This is a genomic window from Flavobacterium hiemivividum (genome assembly GCF_004349145.1).
GTDB lineage: Bacteria > Bacteroidota > Bacteroidia > Flavobacteriales > Flavobacteriaceae > Flavobacterium > Flavobacterium hiemivividum.
The window spans coordinates 175,196-198,464 of the sequence record NZ_SMFO01000006.1 but is presented as its reverse complement, the minus strand read 5'-3'; the positions used below and the strand labels follow the sequence as shown (position 1 = coordinate 198,464).

Genomic DNA, 23,269 nt, shown 5'->3' with positions numbered 1-23,269 from the left:
AGTCTTTTAATAGTTCCTGAAATAAATTCAGGATAAATCTTTATCTCAGTATGTTAAGATATTATGTGATTGCTGTTTATAAAACAATAAACAACATTACAATAATTGCCCAAAGCAATTATAACCTCTTAAGGTGGTTATTGCGGCGGGGCTCACCTCTTCCCATCCCGAACAGAGTAGTTAAGCCCGCCTGCGCAGATGGTACTGCAGTTATGTGGGAGAGTATGTCGTCGCCTTTCTTTGAAAAGCCTATCTGAAAAGATAGGCTTTTTTGTTTTTAATCGGATTCAAACTTGGAAGCAGAGTTCATATATAGCCTATTCATTGATTTGAATAGGTTTTTTGTTTTTAAATTTTTACGGATCATTTCTATTTATTTCGAAGAAGTATAGAAACGATAGATCGCCTCAACCTTTAAAAAGGCACTACTATTTATAGAAGGGTTTAGTTTCGTTCTGTTATCACCTATTCGAAATGGAGTAATTGCTAAATTAATTTTATCGTTGACTGCGTATACATCATAAGTATTTGTGGCAAATCCGATTTTTAGTCGTAAAAGGAGGTTCTTAGTAAGTGAAGTATTTTGGATATAAGATGAAAACTCTAACGAATTATTTTCGGTATATGTAGTTTGTGAGTCATCGTTGTGAATTTTAAAGGTTTCAGAATTTCCTTTGTAGTCAATCCCGAGCTTTGTTTTATTAGAAATACCTAGATTCACATCTATAAATCCGGGGAATATAGAGTTAATTTCAAATTTGGAATTGGGACTGATGTAATAAGCTCCTATTAGCGGAGTTACGTATAGCCCATACGCTTCATTTCCAACATATAAACCAAATTTATAATTAAAGTTTTTCCGTTTTTTATACGTCCATACTGCAAGTGCTCCCAGGTAGATATCTTCTGTACTTAGCTTTTTATAATCTGAGGATAGAATTGGAAGTAGGACATAAGTGCCTGACCATTTCTCAGAATGCTCTGTGGCAATACCTAATTTTATGCGCGTATAATATAAATTAGTGTCGCTTGAATTTGGGAAAAGTTGAAATTTTTTAATATTAAAATCAAAACCAGTTATAAGTGCTGTTTTTTCATTTAGAACAATTGGTAAAAGTACCTTAGAGTCAAAAATTGAAATTATTGTATTTTCGGCACTGTTTTCGAAAGAAGTATCTCCTGTTTTAGAATAACTTACGTTTAAGAGATCCACATATTCTTGTGAATTACTTACTAATGGAGAAATTAAAAAGAGGAGGCTAAGTAATTTGTTTTGCATTTTATAAATGTACCTTTTTTTGTTATACAAAAAGGAGTATTTTTATGGTCAATGGTATTTTTATCTATTTTATCTTGTTTTAAATTAAGTAGTTATGTGATGTTAAAAGTTTTAGAGATGGTGGAGTTTTCGAACAAAATTCTGGTAGGGATTTCATAAAAAGCTAATAGAAATTAAAATGGAAAGAAATTTGTTTAAAACAGAGCACAAAAATATGCAGCACGATTTTGATTATATTATTATAGGAAGCGGGTTTGGTGGTTCAGTAAGTGCTTTACGACTTTCAGAGAAAGGGTATAAAGTATTGGTGATAGAAAAAGGGAAATGGTACAAAGTGAATGATTTTGCGAAGACTAATTGGAATCTAAGAAAATGGTTGTGGATGCCGTACTTAGGTTTCTTTGGTATTATGAAAATGAGTATTTTCAGGCATGTCGTGATTATATCAGGAACAGGTGTTGGTGGTGGTTCTTTGGTCTACGCTAATACATTACCCATTCCCAAAAGTAATTTTTATAAATCTGGAAGTTGGAGTGAACTCGAGGATTGGGAAACGGAACTTAAACCTTTCTATCAACAAGCGCTTAAAATGCTTGGCGCTTCAAAAAATCCGAAATTGTTTGATGGTGATATTGCTTTAAAAGAACTAGCAAAAGAGTTGGGACGCGAAGATCAATTTGAGCACCCTGATGTAGCTGTTTACTTTGGAAAAGAAGGACAAAAAGTAAAAGATCCCTATTTCGAAGGCGAAGGTCCAGATCGCGCAGGATGTACTTTTTGCGGAGGATGTATGACGGGTTGTAGACATAATGCGAAAAACACTTTAGACAAAAATTATCTTTATTTAGCTCAAAAATTAGGAGCTACAATTCTAGCCGAAAACGAAGTATACGATGTAAAACCTTTAGACGGTAAGGAGGGAACAACGGGATTTAAAATTTCTGTAAAGTCAACTACTCAGTTTTTCAGTAGAAAAAAGGAATTTACTTCAAAAGGGGTGATTTTCTCTGGCGGAGTATTAGGAACTGTAAAACTCTTGCTTCAAATTAAAATGAAATCACTTCCGTTATTGTCAGATAAATTGGGAGATGATATCAGAACCAATAATGAAACACTGATTAGCGTTTCTACTTTGGATAAAAATAAAAATTTATCTAGAGGAGTGGCCATCGGAAGTTTACTGCATACAGATGATAACAGCCATTTAGAAATTGTACGCTATGCTGAGGGATCCGGTTTCTGGAAATTACTTCATTTGCCGATTTCGCACGGAAAAAATGCAGCGGCGCGTTTTGTAAATATGATACAACAACTAGTAAAATATCCTTTGAGTTATTTCAAAATTTATTTTAGGAACAGCTGGTCAAGAAGTACTACTGTTTTATTATTCATGCAGTCGATAGACAGTACCTTGAAATTTAAGACCAACATTTTTGGTGGAATGTCTTCCAATGTCAGTTCAGGACTAAAACCTACAGCCGATATTCCCGAATCGAAAGAATTAGCAGATAAATATAGCAAGATAATTAACGGAAAAGCAACTTCGTTTGTTTTGGAAGCTGTTGCCGGTATTCCAACGACTGCTCATGTTTTAGGTGGGGCAGTAATGGGTAAAGACAGTTCAAAAGGTGTGATAGACAAAAATAATAAAGTTTTTGGGTATGAAAATATGTTTGTAATTGACGGGGCTATGATATCAGCAAATCCAGGGGTTAATCCTTCGTTATCAATCACAGCAATTGCTGAAAGAGCTATGGCTCAAGTTCCATTTTTCAATGATACAACTTTGTAAAAGAACAGAATATAGATTTAGGAGTAAAACGAAGATGTAAATGCCAAGTTCTTTCTGATTCCTAATTGACTTATATTGAATTAATTGTTTAATTTAGTAGAGCTAAAAAGAGAGTTGAAAATAATAATTCAGTTACAGTGATAGGATTGTTCTTTCAATTAATTGTAATAAATGTAGCTAGTAAAAACGGGGTGTTATCAAGAAAAAAATAAAAATAGTAAAAGAAAATTTCCACGAAAGACTGCATCGTGAGCCTTGCTATATGCACCCAAGATTGAAGTTTATTCCTAATATTGTCGTGAATTTGATTAGCTTTTTAGTTTCTTTTGCAGTTGTTGTAAGTGTACTTTATTTTGTGCTGAAATATTTAATTAATAAATTTTATCATTTAGATTAAGTACAAATTCCACTTTAAAAATTTCATCATAAAAAATCTCTAGGTCACTTTATGCCTTGCCGGATTTCCCTTTTGTAGATAAGGGGTATGAAGGGGCATGCTCACTTCTATTATAATTCACTAATGTGCTTTGTACTGTCGGTTTTTGGAAATAGAATAAGTCGGATGGGAGATGATGTAATTTTACCACACCAACAAAAAACAATAATTATAAGTATTGATCTACAATAAAATACTATTTTCGGGGAAATTATTTTGATATGTTGCGTCCCTCGATTTATATTTTATTGCTTTTGTTTTCGATTGTATCTTGCCAAAAAGATACGAATACAGTTTCTACTAGTGCTAAAAGCAGTAAGAGTAAATGGAGCATTCAAGCCCAAAAATACTCTGAACTAGGCGATTCATTTAATAAAGATAATAAAGTCGATAGTGCTTTCTATTATTATAACAAGTCTAATGAATTATTTGAAATTGAGGGGAACAGTCCTTACATTGCTTATAATCTACTTGGAATGGCACATATCCAGCAGACCTATGGGGATTATTATAGCAGTGAAGAAACCTTGACGGAGGCTTTACCTTACATAAAAAATGATTTGCAATATCAAATGGCGACAAATAATTTATTTGGGATTGCAGCAAAAGAATTGATGAATTACGATGATGCTATTGGCTATTATGTTACAATTTTAAAAACAGCAAACGATTCTGTATCTAAAGCAGCAGCGTTAAATAATATCGCCACGGTTTATATGGAACAAAAAAAGTATGGAAAGGCTATTACTATTTTAAAGCCAATTTTAAAATCTGATATTTTAGATACGTTACAAAATAAAAAAGCTAGAATTATTGACAATCTGGGATTTGCTTATTATAAAAACAATCATATTCCAGAGGGACTAAGCTTAATGAATCAGGGATTAGCAATCAGAACTAAAATTAATGATTCCTATGGTAGTATTAAAAGCTATTTACATTTGGCCGATTTTTATAAAAATAGAGACTATCAAAAATCGAAGCAGAGTGCATTACAGGCTTATAAAGTAGCTACAAAACATCAAAGTATTGATGAACGATTAGAGGCATTAGAACTCTTAATGTCTTACAATCTGGAAAAAGGAGTAAATGATTATGCTACGATGTTTATAAATCTTAACGATAGTATTAAAACAGTACGCAACAATGCGAAAAATCAGTTTGCTAAAATTAAGTATGATTCGAGAAAAATGACTTTAGAAAACATCAAATACAAGGCCCTAAGAGCAGAAACTTTACTCCAACTGGAAACACAAAAAAGTCAGAAGTACCTCTTAGTATTTGGATTTTTGCTTTTACTTGGAACTATAGCGTATTTGATTAATTATTATAGGAATAAAAACAGACAAGATCGGTTAGAAGCTAGTTATAATACGGAAATTCGGATTGCGAAACAACTCCATGATGAACTCGCTAATGATGTTTTTTACGCCATGACTTTTGCTGAAACCCAAGATTTACAAAATCCTATAAAAAAGGAAGTCCTGTTAGATAATCTTGATAAAATATATGCTAGCACCCGAAATCTTTCGAAGGAAAATAGTATCATTGAGACGGGAGACTGTTTTGAACACAATCTAAAACAAATGCTCAGTAGCTATAAAATGGAGAGTGTAGAAGTCATTATGAAAAACGGAAATCCCATAGAGTGGTCAGCAGTTCAAGCGGAAAAAAAGATAGCCCTTCAAAGAGTATTACAAGAGTTGATGGTGAATATGAAAAAACACAGCCAAGCCAGTTTTGTGATTATTGGCTTTGATAGTGACAAAAACAATCTGAAAATTGACTATTCAGATAATGGGATAGGCTTCACGGAAGAACTAGTTTTAAAAAATGGACTTCAAAATGCCGAAAATCGGATTCAAGCAGTAAACGGAATACTTAAGTTTGACTCTCAAATTAATAAAGGTTTCAAAGCTAAAATTGTAGTTCCAAAATAACAGCATATAGTCCTGGTTAATTTATAACTTTGACTACAATTTACAAAGTACAAACAAACATGCAGATAATGAGCAATACCAAATTCCCAAAAATACTTATCACTGGAGCAACAGGTCAGGTTGGTGGTAAAACTATCGAATTTCTTTTGTCCAATAAGGAAATAGAAATTGTTGCAGCAGTGCGCTCTAAAGAAAAAGCGATTCCTTTTGCAAATAAAGGGATAGCCACTGTGATTCTTGATTTTGATGATGATACGACACATTTGCCTGCGTTTGAAGGGATAGATCGTCTATTTATGGTAACGGGTTATACTGTTGACATGTTACGCCAAAGTAAGGTGTTATTAGACAATGCTAAGAAAGCAGGGATTAAACATGTTGTACATTTAGGAGCTTGTGGACCTGATGATGCAACTGTAGGGCATTGGGTGTGGCATCAGTTGGTAGAAAGATATGTTGAATGGGGTGGTTTTTCCTTTACGCATCTACGCCCTCAGGATTTCATGCAAAATTTATTAAGCTATGGAAGCGAAAAAACAACAAACAAAGGAGTGCTTAATGCGTATGTAGATAATGCTCGTTTAAGTTGGGTTGACGTAGACGATGTGGCACAAGTTGCTGCATTAGCTTTATCCCATCCGGAATTGCATAGTGGCAAAACCTACAGGCTTAGTTATGATGCAAAAACCTTTGAAGAAATTGCAGAATTGATGACATCAATCGTTGGTAAACCGTTTCGATACGAACCACTTTCTCCTGAGATTTTTTTACAAAAAATGAAAGATGCTGGAGCAGATATGGCTTATATGAACTGTGTATATGACCATTGGAAACAACACGCAAACGGAACCATTCCTGGTGCTAGTGATACTTTTGATAATTTTTTTGAAATCACAGGAAAAGAGCCAACAAGATGGGCTGATTTTATTAAAAAACATAAAGAGGAATTAGTATATTAAATTGTAGTAATCCACGTATGTTTTTTTGCCACAGATTCACAGATTTTAAAAAAATATATTTTTATCATATGTGAATCTGTGGCAATTATTTTACATATACTATTAGGATCTGCGCTTAGTGAAGTTTCCCGACTTCGTACTAGTGCCAACTGGCAATATTTTCCTTAACAGGATTATAGTTTTAGTAGCGTTGCCCTTTAATGCTAAGCTGTTACATCACTAAGACATCTTATGCCTCGGTAAATTAACTTCCTGTGGATAAGGAGCTCGATGGGTCATGCTTACATCTTCTTTAATTTGTTGATGCGCTTTGTATTGTCGGTCAGTGGAGTTGGAATAACGCGGGTCTGCAATGAACGGCATTTTTGCCATTTTGGTTATGGTTATAGTAGGGAAGTGGTAATCGACTTCGACTTTTCCCAATAACAAATAACAACCTCCACCCTGAAAAGGATATTTCTGTAAACTATCCGAAAAATGAGCTGTGTCAAAGAATTCTCCTTCGGCATCAACCCAGGTTCCAAAATACATCGTACCTCTATTAGTAGGAACGTGTTTTCTCGAAATAAGATAGGCCAGCATTTTCACGGTTCTCTTATGGTGTTTCAATAAATCTTTGGCCAATACATCACCGCGGTATTTGGTTTGCAATAAATCGAATGGGGAGCAGGAGACCGGAAAGCTAAGTAACTCTATTTCGTCGAAGGCATCTTCAAAAGGGGAACGTTCCAGTACCGGAAGCGTGTATTCCTTGACTGGTTCCTGAAGCAACATTAAATTCCGGTTTTCCGGTTTGAAATTCACTAATATCAATCTGGCAATGACAAGCAGTTGGTTTTTTGTCTTGGTTGTAAAACGGAAAGCACCAATGAAAATTAAGATTTGGATTCCTTCTATGCCTATCGGAATGCGATTGATGAAATCTTCGAGTGATTGGTACTCGCCGTTCGTATTGCGCTCTGCAATGATGCGATGCGCTGTTTTAGATTCCAGTCCTTCGAGATGCATCAAACCCAGATAAATGTCAATTCCATATACGGTAGCTTCATATTCACTTTTATTCACACAGGGAGTATTAATAATTCCCCCAGACATTTTTGCCTCATGCACATACACTTCTGTCCTGTAAAAACCGCCTTGGTTGTTGATGACGACTACCATGAATTCTACAGGATAATACACTTTTAGATATAAACTTTGATAGCTTTCGACCGCATAAGAGGCCGAGTGCGCCTTACAAAAGGAGTAACCTGCAAAAGATTCTATCTGGCGGTATATTTCCTGACTAAGCATTAAGGGATGTCCTTTTTGTTCACAACATGCAAAGAAATTATCTTTTACTTTTTGTAAAGCTGCCGTGGAGCGTCCCTTACCACTCATTGCCCGGCGCAGAATATCTCCATCTGAGGCAGGAACTCCCGCAAAGTGTAGTGCAATTTTGATCACATCTTCCTGATAAACCATAATACCATAGGTTTCTCCCAAATGTTCTTTGAATGTTTCGTGAAAATATTCGAATTGATCGGGATGGTTGTGTCTAAAGATGTACTCCTTCATCATACCGCTTTGTGCCACTCCCGGACGAATGATGGAGGATGCAGCGACCAATATTTTATAATTGTCGCATTTGAGTCTTCGCAATAAGCCACGCATGGCGGGACTTTCGATATAAAAACAGCCAATGGTTTTTCCAGTACTTAAAAATTCATTGCACTTTGCTTCATTTTTTGATAATGCCGTATCCCGGATATTGACTTCGATACCGCGGTTTTTTTTTACCAGTTTCACCGTGTCATCAATATGACCGATGCCGCGCTGACTTAAGATATCAAATTTCTCAAAACCAATATCTTCAGCAATGTGCATGTCAAACAAAACAATGGGAAAGCCTTTTGGAGGCATTTCTAAAACGGTATAATTTGTAATAGGTTCTTCTGAAATTAATACTCCGCAGGAATGCATGCTGCGTTGATTCGGATATTTTTCGAGTAGCATACCATATTTCTGTACCAAGGCAACTACCGAATTAGTATCGTGCAGCTGCATTGGATTTTTTGCCAATGCATCTAGTTCTTCTTTGGGTAAACCAAAAACTTTACCTACTTCGCGGAATATCGATCGGTATTTGAATTCTACATTCGTACCACAAAAAGCCACATGATCTCGACCGTAGCGATTGAAAATATATTCGAGAATAATATCCCGTTCTTTCCAACTCCAGTCAATATCAAAATCAGGTGGGCTTTTGCGGTTCAGGTTTAAAAAACGTTCAAAGTATAAATCTAGTTCTAGCGGGCAAATGTCTGTAATACCGAGACAATAACTCACAATACTGTTGGCACCGCTACCTCGTCCAATATGCATGAATCCCATGCTGTTGCTGTACCGAATAATATCCCAAGTAATTAAAAAATAACCGCTGAATTTCAACTCATGGATGACTTTGAGTTCTTTTTCTACTCTGTCTCGTGCCTGAAGATTATTGTTGCCGTATTTCTTTATTAATCCTTGGTTGGCAAGGCTTGTGAGAAGCTGGATATCGTTTTCTCCGTTGTCTGTATAATTTGTTTTGTTTTTGGGTGTTTTAAAATCGAATTTAAAATTACATTCGGCAATGATGCTTTCAGTGTTTTCAATAATTTGGGGATAATCGCTAAATTTTTTTAATAGTTCTTCTAATGAAATCATCGTTTCTGATGTCCTGCAATAATCGGCTTCGGTAAGTTTTGATAAAATGAGATTAGTATCAATTGCTCGAAGGATTTTATGAAGGTTAAACTCTCTCTTAGTCCTGAAAGTTACGGGTTGCAAAACCACCATTTTATCCAGTTTGCTTTTCCATTGAGTATGGAACAACATAGGGAGTTGCTCCGAACGCATACCTAAAAATTCAAAATCTCTAAAAACTTCAGGAGTGTTCTCGACCGGATAAATAATATTTACATTATGAAATTGAGGTGCTTGAGCGGGTAGGGGTGTTTTATCGAAATTATGCTTGGTCAAAAAACGATTCATCTCGGCCAGGCCTGCTGCGTTTTTGGCTAAGCCAATGTAAAGTAGTTTATTATTGTATCTAAATTCGATTCCGACGATGGGCTTTATAGCAACAACTTTACATTCTTTGATAAAATCATAGATTCCCGTAACCGTATTTACGTCAGTTAAAGCCATTGCTTTTACACCACAAGTGGCGGCCTGATGCACTAATTCGGTTAAGGGAATAGTGCCATAACGCAGGCTGTGATAGGAATGGCAATTAAGATACATTGTTATTTTTTGTTTTAAGATTTGCGCCAGCACACCGAGCTACTGCATCAAAACCGTAGCGCTTTTTCATTCGATCCATCGCCTGATACAGCGATAGCATTTCCTCAGTATCTTCAAACATATTGATTTGGTAGGTTCCGCGAACCAATCCGCTAAAGCGAATACCAATCAGCCGCAACCGCATGCGACGCTGGTACAGTTTGTCAAATAATTCGGTGACGTTTCTTGTCAAAGTATGATCAGCCGATGTGTATGGGATTCGGCATTGCTTTGTTTCGGTATCAAAATTAGAATAGCGTATTTTTATCACTACCGTCGAAGTGAGCCATTCCTCAGAGCGCAGCTGAAAGGCCAGTTTTTCCACCATGCCTACCAGTATTGATTTTAATTTTTGAATGTCGATAGTATCCTGTCCAAAGGTGTGTTCCGTCGAAATTGATTTTCGCTCTGTATAAGGTTCCACCGGATTGTTGTCAATACCGTTTGCTTTTTTCCAGATGTCAATACCATTTTTGCCAATCATTTGCTGCAGCACTTCTGCAGGCATTTCTGATAAGGTTTGAATGGTTCGAATGCCGATGCGCGACAGCAATTGAAAAGTAACATCGCCAACCATGGGAATTTTTTGAATAGATAATGGATTCAAAAAAGACTTCACCATAGTTTCTGGAATCTCTAATTTCCCTGTTGGTTTTGATTCTCCAGTTCCAATTTTAGAAACCGTCTTATTGACTGATAAAGCAAAGCTTAAAGGCAATCCTATTTCTTTTGTAATTGATTGTGAGAGTTCGTTAGTCCATTGGTAACAGCCGTGAAACCGATCCATTCCCGTAATGTCTAGATAAAACTCATCGATGCTTGCTTTTTCTACAATAGGTGCTTTTTCTTCAATGATTTGGGTAACATCATGGGATAATTTAGAATACAATTCCATGTCGCCTTTCATTACTCTTGCCTGTGGACAAAGACGAAGCGCCATTTTTATAGGCATCGCAGAGCGAACGCCAAATGTTCTAGCTTCATAAGAACAAGAAGCGACCACGCCTCTGTCACCACCGCCAATAATTAGCGGTAAACCATTTAATTTTGAGTTGATTAACCTTTCGCAGGACACAAAAAAAGTGTCCATATCCATGTGTACTATTGACCTTGCCATACTGATTTTATTTTTCAAATTGTACATCTATCCATTTCATCTCAAAACTTCCGTGACAAATTTGAATTACAAAATTAGCACAGATTGTAACAAAAAAATGTATATTTGTAGTTATAAATTATAACAAAATTACTATGTCTTTATTTTCCGACAACATCAGGCATCTAAGAATTAAGAAGGGGATTTCTCAGGAAAAACTAGCTCAAAATCTTTTGATAACAAGAGGAAGGTATGTCAAATATGAAGACGGTAGCTCTGAACCGCCGTATGATATTTTGAAGAGGATATCTTATTATTTTCATGCCAGTATTGATATTTTACTCTCGGTAGACGTACAAAAAATACCCTTTGAGGACTTACTAAAACTAGGAGATAACAGGATATTATTGCCTATAACCGTTGATCAACAAGGAGAAAATATCATAGAAATTGTACCTCATAAAGCGAGAGCAGGATATGCTTCAGGATATGCAGATCCTGAATTTATAGAAAATCTTCAGCATATCTCACTTCCCTTTTTGCGGAATGGAAAATTTAGAGCCTTTCCAGTAGAAGGAGATTCCATGCCACCACATAAAGAAGGATCTTTTATTGTAGCCCAATATGTGGAAAGACTAGGCGATGTAATGGATGGAAAAACATATATAGTTGTAACTAAAAGTGAGGGAATAGTTTACAAACGATTGAACAAAAACGGAAAGAATGCATTAATGCTGCACTCTGATAATACTGTTTATTTGCCTTATCAAGTTAAAGCATCAGAGATTCTGGAAATTTGGGAATACGCCTGTAGCATTGCTACCAATGAATTTACACCAGATGATTTAAGTACCGAGAGTGTAAAGGATATGTTTAGAGAACTACGTAGAGAAATTAGAGAAGTAGGGAATAAAATTAATTAAAAGTTTAGGCGAAATAACATTGTGGCTTATACAATTTGAAAAAGCAACAACAAACGAAACCTCATTTCACGGTTATAAATTAAGCTTCTGATTTGGTTGTCAGTGTTGAGCCAGCGGAAGCGATTACTACAAAAATAACAGCTACAACCTCGTTAAGAGCAAGATATTCTTGTAAGAATATCAGTGCGCAAATAGAAGCTGCTGCGGGTTCCAGACTCATTAAAATACTGAATGTACGTGCTGGAAGTTGGCCAAGAGCTTTCATTTCTAAAGTAAAGGGAATGGCACTAGATAAAAGGGCAAGCGCTACTCCTAAAGAAAGAAGTGTAGGTGTAACATTACTTAGCCCGTCTCCCATAATTCCAAAAGGGATAATTAACAGAGACGCAAAGAGCATTCCGGTTGTAACAGCATCTCCGCCTTTCATGATTTTCGAAATTTTCCCTCCCAAAACGATATAAAAAGCCCAAAAAGCTCCTGCCAATAAAGCAAACAAAGCGCCTAAAACGTCTATTCCGTTGTTTGACCAAGGAGCAATCAAAACTATTCCGGCTGCGGCCAATAGCACCCATAAATAATCTACAAAACGTTTTGAACCAAAAACAGCGACCAATAACGGACCTATAAACTCCAGTGTCACCGCTAGTCCGATGGGAATTCTCTCTATTGCCATGTAAAAAATTAAATTCATCGCTCCCAGAGACAAACCATAAGGAATAACGAGTTTCCATTGTTGCGGGGTAATTTTGAATAGATTGGGTTTGTAAAATGCGAAGAGAATGATAGCCGAAATACCAATTCTAAGAGAGGCAGTTCCAGCGGCACCAAGAGCAGGAAAAAGACTTTTTGCAATTGCGGCACCAGACTGAACACTTATTATAGCAAAAAGTACAGCTGGTAATGGAGGTATGTTGAATAGTTTGTTTTTCACTTTATCATTGATGATGTAAGCAGTCAAAATTACAATTTTTATTTTCAAAAAGAGTAATTCATTTTTTAGTGATGGCAATCGTTGTTCCAGTTTTTAAGTACTTTTGAATAAAAAGAAAATAATGGGGTTCAAAGATATATTTAAAGCAAAATTGAATTGGTTTTCGACTAAAAAAGAAGCGGTTTCTACTTCCAGAATTTACACGAAAAACCACACTGTCACAATTGAGGGGAAAGATGTTTTAGATGTTTCAGCAGCCAAAGCTTTTAAAGGAGATCCAAGTTTGTACAATCCCGAAGATTTATTGTTAAGCAGTGTTGTTTCCTGCCACATGATGTCCTATTTATATGTTTGCTCTCAAAACGGAATTGAAGTGGTGTCTTATTCTGATGCAGCTGAGGCCACGCTTGAAGTTTTAGAAAACGGTAGCGGGCGTTTTACGGAAGTTCGTTTGCATCCGAAAGTGATCATTCGACAAAAAGAAAAAATAGTCAAAGCACTAAGTTTACATAAAAAAGCAAACGAACTTTGTTTTATAGCTAATTCCTGTAATTTTCCTATCATACATGAACCAACTTGTGAAGTAGTTTCAGATATATCATCTTAAGAAGAAATCAGGCATTAAAAATATTCTTCGTTAACCTGAAAATTATCGATTAATTAGCTACCGAAAACTGAGAATCATAAAGGTTTTTATAATAGCCATTTTCTTTATTGATTAATTCCTGATGCGTTCCTTGCTCCACAATTAATCCCTTATCCATCACCACAATTTTATCAGCATTGATAATAGTGGCTAGTCTATGAGCAATTACAATCGAGGTTCTTCCTGTGGTTATCGTTTCGGTGGCGCGTTGTATCAATTCTTCAGAGTAGGTATCAATCGAAGAAGTCGCTTCATCAAGAATAAGAATACTCGGGTTACTGACATAAGCTCTCAAGAAAGCTATCAATTGACGTTGTCCCGAAGACAGCATCACACCACGCTCTTTTACATCAAAGTCATAATTATCCGGCAAACTCATGATGAAGTCATGCACTCCAATTTCCTTGGCTGCAGCCAAAACATCTTCTCTTGTAATTTCTGGATTGTTAAGTGTAATGTTGTTGAAAATAGTATCAGCAAAAAGGAACACATCTTGAAGTACAACAGCAATTTGCTTGCGCAGTGATCCTAAAGTATAGTTTTCAATGTTTTCATTGTCGATGCAAATGGTACCGCTGTTAATTTCATAAAAACGGTTCAGCAAATTGATGATAGTCGATTTTCCTGCTCCAGTAGATCCCACAATCGCAATTGTTTCGGCTGCGTTTACATTTAAATCGATTCCTTTTATGACCTCTTCATCAGGGATATAACTGAAATTAACGTCTTTAAATACGATATTCCCACGGAAAACAGGTGCTTCAATTGTTCCTGTATCTTGAATCTGGTCTTGGGTATCAATAATCGCAAAAACACGATTAGCGGCAATCATTCCAAGCTGCATCTCATTGAATTTATCTGCAATCTGGCGCAAGGGATTAAATAGCATCGCTATAAACATGGTGTAGGAAAACAAATCTCCAAAAGTGGTAAAGTTATCACCATTCAGAATCTTAATTCCACCATAATAGATAATAAAACCAAGGGTTAGCGAGGAAATAATATCGGCGATGGGGAAGAAAATGGAGTTATAGAGGATTGTTTTAATCCAAGCCTTTTTGTGTTTGTCATTGATTTCCTTGAATTTGTCGGCTTCAATTTCTTCTCTATTGAAGAGTTGTACAATCTTCATTCCGGTCACACGTTCTTGCACAAAGGAATTCATGTTTGAAATTTGGTTTCTCACGTCCTCAAAAGCTACTTGCATCTTGCGTTGAAAAATACGGGTGATAAATACTAAAACCGGCATCGCAACAATTACAATCCAAGTCAGCTTCCAGTTCATGTAAAACATAAAAATAAGTACGACCACCATTTTCATTAAATCACTGATAATCATGAATAATCCTTGACTAAAAATACGAGCGATTGACTCAATATCTGATACGGAGCGAGTTACTAATTGACCTACTGGTACCAAATCAAAATATTTCATTCTGAAACTCAGTATATGCTTGAATAGTTTGATTCGAATGTCTTTTACGATATCCTGACCCAACCAGTTTGCCCAGAAAACGAAGTAAAACTGAGAGAAAACTTCGCATAATAACACAATACCCATCAAGGTAATGTAGTATAATAATCCGTTAGCATCCTCCGTCTGGATGTATCCGTCGACGGTTTGCTTCAATAAATACGGTCGTAAGGCCGCAAATATAGATAAGGAAATGGCAAACACAATTACGCCGTTAAAACGCCATTGGTAAGGTTTAGTATATTGTAATATTCGTTTGAATAATCGAGTATCGAATGCTTTTGCTTTCATTTTTTTTATGCTGAATTTATTTCAGTTTTTTCAGGAGCTTAATCCTGCTGTTCATTACAATCTTAACCGCCGAACCCCGGCGTTCAAGGATTTCCATTACCATCAGGGCTATGGATGTATTTATTTTAAAGTACTTACTGCTAAGTACTAATCACTAAGTACTAATATAACCGTATTCTATTTCAGTCAGATACAAGCCGTGTGCTGGTACTGAAAACCCGGCCTTATCTCTATTTTTATTTTCTATGATAGTATTAAAATCATCAAGTGTAATCTTATGCAAACCCACGTTTACAAGTGTTCCCACAATAGAACGCACCATATTTCGCAAAAAACGATTGGCCGAAATTGTAAATACGAGCTGGTTGTTGATTTGCTTCCAATTAGCTTCAAATATTGTGCAATCAAAAGTATTAACATCCGTATTTACTTTCGAGAAACATTGAAAATCAATATGGTTAAATAACAATTTTGCTGCTTTATTCATTAATTCAACATCTAATTTTTGATGAAAGTACCAGCTTTGCTCTTGCAAAAACGGATCTTTAAAAGTGTTGATGTGGTATTCATAAGTTCTTTTTAAAGCATCAAAACGAGCATGTGCTTCATCAGGAACTGCTATAATATTGTAAACGACTACGTCCTTTGGTAAAAAAGAATTGAGTTTATGAACTATATTCGGAATGTCAAATGGAGTTTCAAAATCAAAATGAGCGTACATTTCCTTAGCATGAACACCAGTGTCTGTGCGTCCAGCTCCCATAATGCTAATTTCTGAGTTCAACACCGTAGAAATAGCCTTGTTCAACGTTTCTTGAACAGAAGAAGCGTTAGGTTGATACTGCCAGCCGTGGTAAGGAGTTCCGTTATATGCTAATTTTATAAAATATCTCAAGATGATGGTATCGCAAAGTTTTAAAGTAGCAAAGGTACAAAGTTTTTATCTTGAGAAAAGGTTAAATGTGTAAGTTCTAAATGTAAGTATTTATATTCCCTTTTCTGAGGAAACGAGTTACCTTTACAGCTCATAATTGTTAAAATAGTTCCAGCTGAATGAAAAAAATCCTTTTACTTTCTGATACCCACAGTCATATAGACGATACTATACTGAAATATGTAGCTCAGGCTGACGAAGTTTGGCATGCCGGTGACATTGGAGACTTAATGGTAACCGATACTTTAAAAAAACTAAAGCCTTTGAGAGCTGTTTATGGAAACATCGATGATGCTAGGGCACGTTTAGAGTTTCCATTACACAATCGGTTTATGTGTGAAGGAGTCGATGTGTGGATTACGCATATTGGCGGATATCCTGGGAAATACAGTCCGGCCATTAAAGCGGAGATGGCTGCAAATCCTCCTAAATTATTTATTTGTGGGCATTCACATATATTGAAAGTAATTTTCGATAAGAAACATAATTTACTACATATGAACCCTGGTGCTTGCGGCAAAAGCGGATTTCATCAAGTGCGAACGATGCTTCGTTTTGTAATTGAGGGAGACAAAATAAAGGATTTGGAGATTGTCGAAATCGAAAAGCGCGTATAATTAATCCGCATGTAAAATAGGAACTTTAATATGTACCGATGTCCCAGAATTTAACTTAGACTGTACAACAATTTCCCCTTTCATATTGTTTATTCTGGCTTGAATTTGATTCAATCCAAAACCTATAATAGCATTATAATCATTGGTGTCAAAGCCTGCTCCGTTGTCCCAAACGTGGATAAGTAATTCATCGTTGACCTCCAGTAAACTAAGTGTAGCACTTCCGGCACCACTGTGTTTGATCACGTTATTAAGTAGTTCCATTACTATAAAGTACATTTTCATTTCAAACTCAACATTGTAGCGTGTTTTTTCATCAACAGTACTTGAATATTCAAAATGCATACTCGAATTTGAGTTTTGCTCGCACAAATCATTAAGTGCATAAAATAAACCAAAACGAGATAGTAGAGATGGCAAAAGTTCATGAGACAAATCACGAACCTTATTATGAGCTCGTTTTAGGATAGCCTTTGTCTTTTCAATTTCTTCTGATTCAATTTTATTTTTCGAACTAAAAACGCTCAAATGCAAACCAGCTGACGAAAGCAAAGCGCTAATGTTGTCGTGCAGGAAATTTGCAATTTTTTTACGTTCTTGCTCTTGGCCGTTGATAGATGCATTAATAATATTTTCCTGAATTTTGCTCTGGATATCATTGAGTTTATTCTGTTGCTTCAGTTTTGTGTTTTGAAAGAAAAAATAGGAAAGAATAATAATCAGTAGCAGTAATGAGATGATAATAATACTTATTTGCTTGTTTTTAGACTGTTTTTCTATAAGTAATTGCTCTTTGGTTTTGTATTTTGTTTCGATATTATCTATCTCTCTTTTGTACTCATCTATTTCCAGATTAATTCCGGCAACATTAATTTTCTTTAGCTTTTCTTTATAACTCAGGGCAGCAGTGAGATCATTATAAGCAGCTAAGTTTTCGTACGCCTTTTTATAGTTCCCATTTTTTAATAAAAATCGAGAGTATTCTTGATGTGTAAACGATAAATCTGATTTTTCGTTCCCTTTATTCCCTAATGCAATTGCATTTTCAAAGAAGGAAACCGCTTTTTTTGGTTCGTTTTTGTAGCCATAATACATAGCATTTAGCATGTTTAACGCAACAATTGTGGACTCATCACCAAATTTATCATGATGCTTATTAATAAATTTTAAATACGGTTCCCCGGATTTAAAATCGCCTATGTCAAAATAGGCCCACGTTATATTTAGATTTGTGAAAACGATTTGAACTGAATCCCCAACTTTCCGACTGTAATCCAGTGATTTTTTATAATAATAAATCCCTTTTTTATATTCTTTTTTATCGAAGCAGTATATGTTTCCTAAATTGTTGTAGAGCCAGTTTTTTAATTCATCATTATTTGCTTTGTCAGCATAAAGAAGTCCTTTTTTATAGTAGAAAAAAGCTTTGTCAAATTCGCTTAGTTCATCAAAATTCGCAGCAATTGTATTATAACAGCTTGCTATTGTGTTGTCGTCTTTTATTGCTATTGCAAATTGTAAAGCGGCTCTTGATTTTATTAAAGACTGTTCATATTTGCCTGCATTCATAAGCCGGGTGGCTTCATTTGACAGTTCTATAATTTCTTTTTTAGAAGGACTTTTAGTTTGAGAAAATATGGGCTGATAAACAATACTTAGCAATAACAATAATAACAAGAATCTGATTTTGTGCATAGAGGGAAAGTTTCTGTTATTGTTCTTTAATTTTTGATAGTAAATGATCAAACCGATTTGAGATAGTAAACTAAAGCTTTTTTAATGTCTTATTGTTTAATCAATTTGTTTTTAATTGCAAATTTAACTAAAGCAATCGTGCCCTTTGCTTTTAGCTTTTTCATAATATTTTTTCTATGTGTTTCGACAGTATTGGTACTTATAAATAATTTTTCACTTATTTCTTTTCCGCTATTTTCTAATGCGATTAAAGTAATGATTTCGATTTCTCTCTCCGTTAAGATGGAGTCTACGACTACTTTTTCCTTATTTAACTTTGTATTGTCTTTAGTTGCGCTATTAAATATTTTCTCTCTAACTGTGGAGCAAAAATAATCTTCTCCGTTAGCAACAGCATGTATGGCCTCTACGATACTTTCGCCAGCGCATTGTTTTGTCAAATAGCCACTCACACCTAATTTCATGACTTCTTGGATGATTTTTAAGTCATCGTAACTAGATAGTATGATCACTTTACAGGGATATCCTTTTTTAGAAAACTCCTTAATTACTTCGATACCATCTTTTTTTGGCATGCTAATGTCAAGAACGAGAATATGTGTTTCGTTATTTAATACATCATCATAAATGGTACTGCCATCTAAAGAAAAACCTACTACCTCAAAGTTAGAAACTGTATTTAACAGCGTTCGCATCCCGTCTATTAAGACTTGATGATCATCTGCAAGGTGTATTCGTATTTTATCATTCATGTTATAGGGTATTAGACCAAATTTAGAAAAAAAAACTGCAATAGATTCTTAAAATATTTTTATTAATTGAATTTTTATCAGTTTTAAGCACAAAAAAACCCGAATTTTCATTCGGGTTCTCTTCGCACTAATAAACTAATATTATGGGTCTACCTCAATCTATCCACAGATTTTACAAGATCTTCATCCTTTTTGATGGCCTTATTAGCTAATACTAATAACACGATAGCAACAATAGGTAGAAACATCCCAATACCTTTCTCAGAAACAAGAACTGTTTCTCCAGATACATTTAGTGAACGATATACAAACAATCCCAATAAAATTAAATTTAAAATTATATTCAATCTGCCAATAACAAATTGATTCTGTCTCTTTTTGTAGGAAATAATACTCACTACGCTAAGCGTTGTGCTCAAGCCCAAAAGTATAACATAAAACTGATCTTGCATAAAAAAATATTCCTTTCCATCGTTCATTGTCCATAATGGAAATAAAAAAGGCAATATTCCTGTCACTACAAAAGCAAGAAATAAATATATCGTTTGAATTCTTTGTATCATTTTGTTAAATTTGTTTCACAAAAATATATTTTCTTTTTTTAAAATACTATTGTATCGTTAGAATTTATTCGTAATATTGCATGAGAGTACCGTAAGCACTTCATACTGCGGTCAATTCAAGATAAAATAATTACTACCTATCTTTTTAGTATTATCCAAATTAATTAAACTAATAGAACATTCATGTTTGATATTTCTGCATTAAAAGAAATGAAGCTTTCTGAGCTTCAAGCTATAGCTAAAGCAGCTAAAACCATAAAGTTTAACGGTGTTAAAAAAGAGACTTTAATCAGTCATATTTTAGAACATCAAACAATTAAAGTTGAACCAACTTTAGATTTAAATGTGGAGTCCATTAGCGAGGATGATAAACCTAAAAGAGCTCGTATTGTTCCCGTTAAGAAGGTAGCAATTCAAAAAGCAAAAAATACTCCTATACATAATAACGAAGCGACTCCAGCGGATACCGATGAGCTACATACTACGGTTGATGTCCCAGCAGAAGTTCGCGCTCAAGTAGAAACTATCAACGAAGAGGAAGTAGTAAATGAATCTTCAGTGTCAGAAAAAAAAGTAGGTAAGATTATTAAATTTAATAAATCAGCCTACGAAAAGAAAATTGCTTTAAAAAAGGATAAAGAAGAAGCAAAAGAATTGAGCAAAGAAAATGAAGAAGCAGTTGCTGTTACTAATGATACAACTGGAAATCAAGAAGTCGTAGCTCCTGCAAAAAAGGTAAATCCAAATCAGTTAAATAAGCAAAATCAAAACCCGAATTTTAAAAGTAAGAAAAATAATTTTAGGGACTCTGATTTTGAATTTGATGGAATAATAGAAAGTGAAGGAGTTCTTGAAATGATGCCTGATGGATATGGTTTCTTGCGCTCTTCAGATTATAATTACCTGGCTTCACCAGATGATATTTATTTATCAACTTCCCAAATCAGGTTATTCGGACTTAAAACCGGAGATACTGTAAAAGGTGTGGTGAGACCTCCTAAAGAAGGAGAGAAGTTCTTCCCTTTAGTAAAAGTTTTAAAAATTAACGGACATGATCCACAGGTTGTTCGTGATAGAGTTTCATTCGAACATTTAACTCCTGTTTTTCCTTCAGAGAAATTTAATTTAGCAGCAAGACAAAGCACGATTTCGACTCGAATAATTGATTTGTTTTCTCCAATAGGAAAAGGACAACGTGGTATGATTGTCGCTCAGCCAAAAACTGGTAAAACGATGTTGCTGAAAGAAATTGCTAATGCAATTGCTGCAAATCATCCTGAAGTTTATCTAATTGTTTTATTGATAGACGAGCGTCCAGAAGAGGTTACAGACATGCAACGTAGTGTGCGTGGTGAAGTAATTGCTTCAACTTTTGATAGAGAACCGCAAGAACATGTTAAGATTGCTAATATCGTACTCGAAAAAGCAAAACGATTAGTAGAATGTGGGCACGATGTAGTGATTCTTTTAGATTCCATTACGCGTTTGGCCAGAGCATATAATACAGTACAACCTGCCTCAGGGAAAGTATTGAGTGGTGGAGTAGATGCGAATGCTTTGCAAAAACCAAAACGATTCTTTGGAGCTGCTCGTAATGTTGAAAATGGTGGTTCTTTAAGTATTATTGCTACTGCATTGACAGAAACTGGTTCGAAAATGGATGAAGTGATTTTCGAAGAATTCAAAGGTACTGGTAATATGGAATTACAATTAGATAGAAAAATTGCTAATAAACGTATTTTCCCAGCCATCGATTTGACGTCTTCAAGTACAAGACGAGATGATTTATTATTGGATCAAAAAACTTTGCAAAGAATGTGGATCATGAGAAAATATCTTTCAGATATGAATCCTGTTGAAGCAATGAGTTTTATAAACGATCGTTTTAAACAAACTAAAAATAATGAAGAGTTTTTAATCTCGATGAACGATTAAGTAGAGGAAAGAACATAGAACAAAGAATAAATAAGACATACCGAGTTGTAAATTCCTCTTAGAATAGAAATTTATTTGAAATTTTTCATCCTCTGAATTTAATATTTAGTTTGTCATTCCGACGAAGGAGGAATCTCATCAAACTGCTGACCTAACTGGGATTCCTCCTTTGTCGGAATGAAAAGTTTGTGCTATGCTTAATCGCAGTCTCTTTAAAAATAAAAGAGTAGTGTTTTAAATATAAAAAAAACCTCGAAAGTAGTAAATACTATTTCGAGGCTTTTTTTTTGACTATTTGTGAGTCTAATATCTATTTTCTATGCTCTTATTTTTCTTCTGCTGTTTCTTTTACAGCTTCTACTTCTTTTGGTTTTACTACTTCTTCTTTTCTTTCTAAAAGCGCCATGTAAAATCCATCAAAACCGGAATCTGAAGCTAGAATTTTTTGATCTTTAACAAAGTTGAATTCTTTTCCAATTTCAGTAGTTAAGAACTTAGCTACTTGCTCTTGGTTTTCAGATGGTAATATAGAACATGTGGCATAAACTAATTTTCCACCTGGTTTTACAATTTTAGAATAGCTTTCTAAAACTTCGGCCTGTACTTTACGAATGTTGTCTATAAATTCAGGTTGTAATTTCCATTTAGCATCAGGATTTCTTTTAAGAACTCCAAGTCCGCTACAAGGTGCGTCAATCAATACACGATCTGCTCTTTGGTGTAATTTCTTGATTACTTTCGTGCTATCAATGATACGATATTCAATGTTGAATGCGCCGTCACGTTTTGCTCTTATTTTTAATTGCTTTAATTTACTTTCGTACAAATCCATAGCAATTAACTGTCCTTTGTTTTCCATTAGAGCAGCAATATGCAACGTTTTACCACCTGCACCTGCACAAGTGTCTACTACACGCATTCCTGGTTTAACATCAAGAAAAGCAGCCACAAGTTGCGAGTTTGCATCTTGTACTTCAAAGAAACCTTTCTTAAAAGCGTCTGTCATAAAAACGTTAGCTCTTTCTTTAAGGACTAAAGCATCGGGTTGGTCTTTAAGTGGATCAGTATCAATGTCTAAATCCATTAAAATCGCTCTTAATTCTGCTTTAGTAGTTTTTAGCGTATTAACTCTTAGGATAACCTTTGCGGGTTGGTTTTGAGCAGTAATTTCTTTTGCCCAAACTTTCTCTCCTAATTCCTTTACACCTACTTCGTCCATCCAGTCTGGAATAGATTCTTTTAAGGCTCTTACTTTTGATAATTCATCAAAGCGTCCTTTTATTTTTCTCTCAGGAGTTCCTTCTAGCTGACGCCAATCTGGAATAGGGTATCCTCTTAAAACTGCCCATACAGCAAACATTCTCCAAATATTGTCTCTGTCGAAAGGTTCCTTTACTTCTGCAATTTCAGCATATAATCTTTTCCATCGCACTACTTCATAGATGGTTTCGGCAACAAATTTTCTATCAGAGCTTCCCCAACGTTTGTCTTTTTTTAAGGCTCTTGCAACCACTTTATCAGCATATTCCCCTTCGTTAAATATTGCATTTAGGGAATCAATGGTAGTATAAACTAAATTTCTGTGTAATCTCATTTTAATTAATTGAGGTGCAAAGGTACTATTAATTGGCCGAAAGTTAAATTTTAAATAATGAATGTTGATTTAATATTTTTCGATTAAAAAAAACACCGCTAAACTA

17 protein-coding genes and 1 rRNA gene are annotated in these 23,269 nt (G+C 35.0%); 8 read left to right on the top strand and 10 right to left on the bottom strand.

Translation table 11 applies throughout. The features are described 5' to 3' along the window. Positions 1-129 precede the first annotated feature (129 nt). Positions 130-239, top strand: a 5S ribosomal RNA gene (rrf, locus tag E0F98_RS10245). Positions 240-373: 134 nt separating this feature from the next. Here rrf and E0F98_RS10240 read toward each other — a convergent pair. Next, complete coding sequence (locus E0F98_RS10240; protein WP_132111104.1) at positions 374-1,279, bottom strand: DUF6268 family outer membrane beta-barrel protein; 906 nt, start codon at positions 1,277-1,279, stop codon at positions 374-376. A 214-nt stretch (positions 1,280-1,493) separates the two neighbouring features. Between E0F98_RS10240 and E0F98_RS10235 the strand changes: the two genes are divergently transcribed. The 3 genes from E0F98_RS10235 to E0F98_RS10225 all read left to right on the top strand — a co-directional run bounded on the left by E0F98_RS10235 (position 1,494) and on the right by E0F98_RS10225 (position 6,406). Next, a complete protein-coding gene (locus tag E0F98_RS10235; protein ID WP_132111112.1) occupies positions 1,494-3,071 on the top strand; it encodes a GMC oxidoreductase in 1,578 nt (525 codons plus the stop codon). A gap of 690 nt (positions 3,072-3,761) precedes the next feature. After that, positions 3,762-5,447 (top strand): tetratricopeptide repeat-containing sensor histidine kinase, encoded by a 1,686-nt coding sequence (locus E0F98_RS10230; protein WP_243699228.1) that lies wholly within the window; start codon positions 3,762-3,764, stop codon positions 5,445-5,447. Between the two features lie 68 nt (positions 5,448-5,515). After that, positions 5,516-6,406, top strand: a complete 891-nt coding sequence (locus E0F98_RS10225) for an SDR family oxidoreductase (protein WP_132111100.1) — start codon at positions 5,516-5,518, stop codon at positions 6,404-6,406. 219 nt (positions 6,407-6,625) lie between these two features. Here E0F98_RS10225 and E0F98_RS10220 read toward each other — a convergent pair whose 3' ends face one another. Together E0F98_RS10220 and dinB are read right to left on the bottom strand one after the other, a co-directional pair. Beyond that, positions 6,626-9,673 (bottom strand): DNA polymerase III subunit alpha, encoded by a 3,048-nt coding sequence (locus E0F98_RS10220; RefSeq protein ID WP_132111098.1) that lies wholly within the window; start codon positions 9,671-9,673, stop codon positions 6,626-6,628. Next, positions 9,663-10,829, bottom strand: coding sequence for a DNA polymerase IV (gene dinB, locus E0F98_RS10215; protein WP_132111096.1), 1,167 nt, complete (start codon positions 10,827-10,829; stop codon positions 9,663-9,665). The genes E0F98_RS10220 and dinB overlap by 11 nt, the downstream gene beginning before the upstream one ends. A 134-nt stretch (positions 10,830-10,963) precedes the next feature. On the opposite strand from dinB, the gene E0F98_RS10210 reads away from it, so the two are divergent. After that, complete coding sequence (locus tag E0F98_RS10210) at positions 10,964-11,731, top strand: XRE family transcriptional regulator (protein WP_132111094.1); 768 nt, start codon at positions 10,964-10,966, stop codon at positions 11,729-11,731. 79 nt (positions 11,732-11,810) lie between these two features. Here E0F98_RS10210 and E0F98_RS10205 read toward each other — a convergent pair whose 3' ends face one another. Beyond that, positions 11,811-12,662 (bottom strand): EamA family transporter, encoded by an 852-nt coding sequence (locus E0F98_RS10205; protein WP_132111110.1) that lies wholly within the window; start codon positions 12,660-12,662, stop codon positions 11,811-11,813. Between the two features lie 121 nt (positions 12,663-12,783). Here E0F98_RS10205 and E0F98_RS10200 point away from each other — a divergent pair, with 121 nt between their 5' ends. Next, positions 12,784-13,269 carry an OsmC family protein gene (locus tag E0F98_RS10200; RefSeq protein WP_132111092.1) on the top strand — a complete coding sequence of 162 codons (486 nt, stop codon included), beginning with the start codon at positions 12,784-12,786 and terminating at the stop codon, positions 13,267-13,269. Positions 13,270-13,318: 49 nt separating this feature from the next. Here E0F98_RS10200 and E0F98_RS10195 read toward each other — a convergent pair whose 3' ends face one another. Together E0F98_RS10195 and truA are read right to left on the bottom strand one after the other, a co-directional pair. Beyond that, the gene (locus E0F98_RS10195) at positions 13,319-15,073 is read right to left on the bottom strand and encodes an ABC transporter ATP-binding protein (RefSeq protein WP_132111090.1); all 1,755 of its coding nucleotides are present in this window, start codon (positions 15,071-15,073) and stop codon (positions 13,319-13,321) included. Between the two features lie 154 nt (positions 15,074-15,227). Next, positions 15,228-15,968, bottom strand: coding sequence for a tRNA pseudouridine(38-40) synthase TruA (gene truA / locus E0F98_RS10190; protein WP_132111088.1), 741 nt, complete (start codon positions 15,966-15,968; stop codon positions 15,228-15,230). Positions 15,969-16,126: 158 nt separating this feature from the next. Between truA and E0F98_RS10185 the strand changes: the two genes are divergently transcribed. Beyond that, positions 16,127-16,624 carry a metallophosphoesterase family protein gene (locus E0F98_RS10185; protein ID WP_132111086.1) on the top strand — a complete coding sequence of 166 codons (498 nt, stop codon included), beginning with the start codon at positions 16,127-16,129 and terminating at the stop codon, positions 16,622-16,624. Here the strand turns inward: E0F98_RS10185 and E0F98_RS10180 are convergent, their stop codons facing one another. The 3 genes from E0F98_RS10180 to E0F98_RS10170 all read right to left on the bottom strand — a co-directional run bounded on the left by E0F98_RS10180 (position 16,625) and on the right by E0F98_RS10170 (position 19,634). Next, positions 16,625-18,319, bottom strand: coding sequence for a sensor histidine kinase (locus E0F98_RS10180; RefSeq protein WP_132111084.1), 1,695 nt, complete (start codon positions 18,317-18,319; stop codon positions 16,625-16,627). An 89-nt stretch (positions 18,320-18,408) separates the two neighbouring features. After that, entirely contained in the window at positions 18,409-19,071 is a 663-nt protein-coding gene (locus E0F98_RS10175; RefSeq protein WP_132111082.1) for a response regulator, read from the bottom strand. Positions 19,072-19,220: 149 nt separating this feature from the next. After that, a complete protein-coding gene (locus E0F98_RS10170; RefSeq protein WP_132111080.1) occupies positions 19,221-19,634 on the bottom strand; it encodes a DUF4293 domain-containing protein in 414 nt (137 codons plus the stop codon). A 183-nt stretch (positions 19,635-19,817) separates the two neighbouring features. On the opposite strand from E0F98_RS10170, the gene rho reads away from it, so the two are divergent. Continuing rightward, complete coding sequence (gene rho, locus E0F98_RS10165) at positions 19,818-21,569, top strand: transcription termination factor Rho (protein WP_132111078.1); 1,752 nt, start codon at positions 19,818-19,820, stop codon at positions 21,567-21,569. Between the two features lie 325 nt (positions 21,570-21,894). On the opposite strand, the gene E0F98_RS10160 is transcribed toward rho, so the two are convergent. Continuing rightward, the gene (locus E0F98_RS10160; RefSeq protein WP_132111076.1) at positions 21,895-23,163 is read right to left on the bottom strand and encodes an RsmB/NOP family class I SAM-dependent RNA methyltransferase; all 1,269 of its coding nucleotides are present in this window, start codon (positions 23,161-23,163) and stop codon (positions 21,895-21,897) included. Positions 23,164-23,269 lie beyond the last annotated feature (106 nt).

Bases quoted from the DNA above. Each gene is read 5' to 3' on its own strand.
- E0F98_RS10225 (WP_132111100.1), top strand. From the start codon at position 5,516: ATGAGCAATACCAAATTCCCAAAAATACTTATCACTGGAGCAACAGGT.
- E0F98_RS10170 (WP_132111080.1), bottom strand. From the start codon at position 19,634: ATGATACAAAGAATTCAAACGATATATTTATTTCTTGCTTTTGTAGTG.
- E0F98_RS10240 (WP_132111104.1), bottom strand. From the start codon at position 1,279: ATGCAAAACAAATTACTTAGCCTCCTCTTTTTAATTTCTCCATTAGTA.
- rho (WP_132111078.1), top strand. From the start codon at position 19,818: ATGTTTGATATTTCTGCATTAAAAGAAATGAAGCTTTCTGAGCTTCAA.
- E0F98_RS10175 (WP_132111082.1), bottom strand. From the start codon at position 19,071: ATGAATGATAAAATACGAATACACCTTGCAGATGATCATCAAGTCTTA.
- E0F98_RS10200 (WP_132111092.1), top strand. From the start codon at position 12,784: ATGGGGTTCAAAGATATATTTAAAGCAAAATTGAATTGGTTTTCGACT.
- E0F98_RS10220 (WP_132111098.1), bottom strand. From the start codon at position 9,673: ATGTATCTTAATTGCCATTCCTATCACAGCCTGCGTTATGGCACTATT.
- dinB (WP_132111096.1), bottom strand. From the start codon at position 10,829: ATGGCAAGGTCAATAGTACACATGGATATGGACACTTTTTTTGTGTCC.
- E0F98_RS10210 (WP_132111094.1), top strand. From the start codon at position 10,964: ATGTCTTTATTTTCCGACAACATCAGGCATCTAAGAATTAAGAAGGGG.
- E0F98_RS10195 (WP_132111090.1), bottom strand. From the start codon at position 15,073: ATGAAAGCAAAAGCATTCGATACTCGATTATTCAAACGAATATTACAA.
- E0F98_RS10185 (WP_132111086.1), top strand. From the start codon at position 16,127: ATGAAAAAAATCCTTTTACTTTCTGATACCCACAGTCATATAGACGAT.
- E0F98_RS10235 (WP_132111112.1), top strand. From the start codon at position 1,494: ATGCAGCACGATTTTGATTATATTATTATAGGAAGCGGGTTTGGTGGT.
- E0F98_RS10160 (WP_132111076.1), bottom strand. From the start codon at position 23,163: ATGAGATTACACAGAAATTTAGTTTATACTACCATTGATTCCCTAAAT.
- E0F98_RS10180 (WP_132111084.1), bottom strand. From the start codon at position 18,319: ATGCACAAAATCAGATTCTTGTTATTATTGTTATTGCTAAGTATTGTT.